The following is a 3,942-nucleotide window of genomic DNA, read 5'->3' as shown; positions in this document are numbered from 1 at the left end:
GGCAGCTCAACGAACGACCCCGAAAAACGCTCAACTACGAAACACCCGCCGAGCGTTTCAATGCATGTGTTGCATCGACCCGTTGAAACCGCCGCAGAAAGCGGGCTTTGCAAAGTTTACGCCGTTGCCCGACAGCGGACCTTCACGCCGATTGCGGCGAGTGACGGGTCAGAGCCCACTTTACCGATTTTCTGTTGTGCGGCGAAGGTCGGCTTTAGGTGGAAACCACTGGCCTTGTAATCACCTGCACATTGAAGCGCAGGTGACCAATTTTTACCTTACTCGCTATTAACGATCTCGCTGTAGTCGCCGCGCAGTTGCAGCGTCACTGTGACATCAGCACTGTCCCGATTGCGCCAGAACCAGCCGTGATCCCCTGCGAAGGGGGTTTCAAAACTGCCCTCTCGAGATGTTTGACCACGGCCTTTTTCGTAGGTCACTGCGTCACTGCCAGCATGTGCGTGAAGATCGAAGTTGATCCGACCGCCTGTCGCCGCCCAAGCGTAGGTCAGGGTGACACCCTCTTGCATTGTGGCTTTTATCTCGGTGGACTCGCCTGGTGCGAGGGTAAAGGTGATCTCGTCCTGCCATGCTTCTTGTGCATGAGCGGTTGAGACAAACAGGCCGAAGATGTCATTCATCAGTGATGAGGACTCATCGCCACCGTGGAGCGGTTCGTCGGCTGCCGCTTCTGCCGCCAGTTGCTGTTTGATCTCGCCCATCTCCGTCAGGCCGAGGATGCTGCCCGCGCCGGTCGGGTCGGTCCCGTATTCTGCGGGCAGATAAACCATTACGCCGATGGCCACGGCCCCGATGGCCGCTATGAGCGATGACCGGCGTAGCTGTCCGAGAGTTGGCAGGTCTTCGATATTTGGTTTTGGTGCGTTGTTCATTGTTCTCTCCAATCGATTAGACGTGGGCATGAAGGCCGATGTAGCCCATGACTTGTTGGTAAGTCAGCAACAGCCCAAGCAGGACCATGATGACGTTCGCGACAGTGGCCTGACGCATGAAGTTCGGGCTGCGGCGCCAGTATCCCATGACGATCAGGATGACGAAGAGCGCCAGAAGCTGTCCGAGTTCGACGCCAACGTTGAAGGACAGAAGGTTACCCAGCAGCCCGTCCTCGGCGATTTGATAATCGAGGATTTTTGACGCCAGACCCGTACCGTGAAACAGACCAAAGATAAGTGTCGCCGCCTTGGTATTGGGCTGAAACCCGAACCATTTCTGGAAAGCCCCGAGGTTGTCGAGCGCCTTATAGACGACCGACAGGCCGATGATTGCGTCGATGATATAGGCGTTGATGCCCCAGCCATACCAGACGCCCAGAATCATCGTCACAGAGTGACCGACAGCAAAGATGCTGACGTAGATGGCGACGTCTTTCATATGGTAGATGAAGAAGACGACGCCAAGCAGGAACAGGATGTGGTCATAACCTGTGATCATATGCTTTGCGCCCAGATAGATGAACGAGATGACATGCACCCCGAAAATCTCTTGGATGTAACCTGCATCGCCCGGCGTAACTGCATGAGCAGAGGCCGAGGTCGCGAGGGCGATGAGCATCAGGACGGTGGCGGCGAAAATGGTCCAAGGCTGTCGCATAGCATGCGCCTGAGGCCCCGACCGATAGGATCGGTTTGGTAACATTTTTGGATTTTCCGTTTGTTGAGTGAGATGTATCGAGACGCCTTTAAAGGCGCGGCATCACACGCGTGGCGGACGATCCAAGCCGTAGTAGTGCCGATCTCGCATTGCGATGTTTGTCATCGCCCAACTTTTGCTCGTCGGCAAAAGAGCACCGGATGCATCGCGCGGTGGCAGAAAGGCAATATTGTGGTCGTGATCGGCGATCTCGTGGCTATGGCCGTGATAGGCGTGCATGACATCGATGATGTCCTCATGGGCGTGGCCATGCTCTTCAATCTCAGCATGATGGTCCGCAACAATCTTCACCAGTTCAGTGAAGTCATGGGTGACGGAACGGGAGTTCGCAGACAGGAGCATACCAAGCGCCAAAGCGATGGTCAGCATTCCTCTCAGGTATCCCGTGATCTTCCGTGTCATTCTACCTGCTCTTATGGGTCTCGGCCCACTTGTCTGATCCCCCCTAGGGGATTAGCAAAGTGATATGACAAAATATGTGCCTCATGCAACCCACCCGGCCATTATCAAGCGGCTGAAACGTGCCAATGGGCACCTCGCAAGCGTCATCAAGATGATTGAGGATGAGCAGCCTTGCGCGAACATCGCCCAGCAACTCCAAGCGGTGGAGAAGGCCGTTCAACAGGCCAAGCGTACGTTGATCCAAGATCACATCGAAAACTGTCTCGACGATGCTCTGGTGGGTGCTAAGGGGTCCCCTGTCACAGCCGAATTTAAGGCCATCACGAAGTATCTGTAAGGAACGCCCATGCTTTCCGTCCTCGCTGACCGTACTTACCGTCACTTGTTTGTGGCACAGGTCGTGGCGCTGTTGGGAACGGGGTTGGCTACCATCGCTCTGGGGCTGTTGGCTTATGATCTGTCGGGCGAACGGGCTGGGCTGGTACTTGGTGCAATCTTTACGATCAAGATGGTAGCCTATGTCGGTATTGCGCCGATTGCAGGGGCCTTCGCCAACCGCTGGCCTCGTCGGACTATGCTGGTCAGCCTCGATCTGGTCCGAGCTGCAGTCGCTCTTTGCCTGCCTTTCGTCACCGAAGTCTGGCAGGTCTATATCCTAATCTTTGTGCTGCAATCCGCATCCGCTGCGTTTACGCCGACCTTTCAAGCCACAATCCCTGACATCCTGCCAGAAGAGGACCGCTACACCCGTGCGCTGTCCCTGTCCCGCCTTGCATACGATCTGGAAAACATCATCAGCCCGATGTTGGCGGCTCTCCTTCTGGCATTTGTAAGTTACCAAGCTTTGTTCATCGGCACCGTCGTCGGCTTTGTCGGCTCTGCCCTTTTAGTCGTCTCGGTGCTGTTGCCCAGCCCGCAACCAACCGCACCGAGGGGCATATATGATCGAACCACGCGCGGGATGCGCATTTACCTCGCTACTCCACGCCTCCGGGGGTTGCTGTCGCTCATCTTTGCCGCAGCAGCAGCGGGTGCGATGGTGCTGGTGAACACGGTGGTCCTTGTGCGCTCTTACCTCGGCCTTGGCGATAGCCAGGTTGCCATTGCCCTCGGGGCCTTTGGCGGCGGATCAATGCTAGCCGCTATCCTTTTGCCGAGGGTGTTGGACAACCGCCCCGACCGCCCGGTGATGATCGGCGGTGCGATGGTGTTGGTCATTGCGCTCTTGGCTCTGTCGCTGATGTCACTGGTGTATGATACGCGATGGATACCGCTGTTGGCGGGGTGGTTCATCATAGGGGTCGGCTATTCCGCCGTACTCACCCCCTCGGGACGCTTGCTCAAACGATCCGCACACGCGGAAGACCGCCCCGCTGTTTACGCCGCCCAGTTCGCACTATCGCATGCTTGTTGGCTGGTAACATATCCACTCGCAGGTTGGGTGGTCACAGTTTCCGGGCCACCGGTAGCATTTGCGGTGTTGGCGTTGCTGGCGGGTATCGGCATGATCAGCGGGATCGTTCTTTGGCCGGAAGAAAGCAGCGAGTCCTTGAAGCATTCGCACGACGACCTTCCAATAGACCATCCACATGTCCGGCATGGCCGAATCCACAGTCATCCTATCGTCATTGATGACTATCACCCCCATTGGCCACGGATGCGAGAATTAGATAGCCGTTAAGGGCATCAGTTATGGAAAAGCGGCCAGTGGCGCAGCCGCAGCGAAATGGTGCTTTGTCCCGCATTGCAGACCTTCAAACAGAGTGCAGCGAAGGTCTTGTGTGGATGGCTCCTGCATAGCAAGACATTTTTGATCAGATTTGTGCATTTGTCAGAAGCAGTCATGTGTCCGGCCTGTTTGCGCGGTTT

Annotated in this window: 5 protein-coding genes and 1 pseudogene; 2 read left to right on the top strand and 4 right to left on the bottom strand. The window is 56.2% G+C overall.

Going from position 1 to position 3,942, the window contains the following annotated elements; all coding sequences use genetic code 11:
* Window positions 1-278 precede the first annotated feature (278 nt).
* From BUB78_RS19775 to BUB78_RS19765, 3 genes are all read right to left on the bottom strand, one after another.
* Window positions 279-893: a transmembrane anchor protein gene (locus BUB78_RS19775; protein WP_073201124.1), complete on the bottom strand. Its 615-nt coding sequence runs from the start codon at window positions 891-893 to the stop codon at window positions 279-281.
* 16 nt (window positions 894-909) lie between these two features.
* Window positions 910-1,611, bottom strand: coding sequence for a HupE/UreJ family protein (locus tag BUB78_RS19770; RefSeq protein ID WP_073201122.1), 702 nt, complete (start codon window positions 1,609-1,611; stop codon window positions 910-912).
* 102 nt (window positions 1,612-1,713) lie between these two features.
* Window positions 1,714-2,073: a hypothetical protein gene (locus BUB78_RS19765; RefSeq protein WP_139279416.1), complete on the bottom strand. Its 360-nt coding sequence runs from the start codon at window positions 2,071-2,073 to the stop codon at window positions 1,714-1,716.
* Between the two features lie 64 nt (window positions 2,074-2,137).
* Between BUB78_RS19765 and BUB78_RS19760 the strand changes: the two genes are divergently transcribed.
* Window positions 2,138-2,410: a metal-sensing transcriptional repressor gene (locus BUB78_RS19760; protein WP_073201118.1), complete on the top strand. Its 273-nt coding sequence runs from the start codon at window positions 2,138-2,140 to the stop codon at window positions 2,408-2,410.
* A gap of 9 nt (window positions 2,411-2,419) precedes the next feature.
* A complete protein-coding gene (locus BUB78_RS19755; protein ID WP_073201116.1) occupies window positions 2,420-3,754 on the top strand; it encodes an MFS transporter in 1,335 nt (444 codons plus the stop codon).
* A 5-nt stretch (window positions 3,755-3,759) separates the two neighbouring features.
* Here BUB78_RS19755 and BUB78_RS21040 read toward each other — a convergent pair.
* Window positions 3,760-3,942, bottom strand: a pseudogene (locus BUB78_RS21040) (hypothetical protein); the annotation flags it as partial.

The organism is Roseovarius marisflavi, from assembly GCF_900142625.1.
Classification (GTDB): Bacteria; Pseudomonadota; Alphaproteobacteria; order Rhodobacterales; family Rhodobacteraceae; genus Roseovarius; species Roseovarius marisflavi.
Note: the sequence above shows the minus strand (reverse complement) of the source record. Positions and strands in the feature narration are given on the sequence as shown.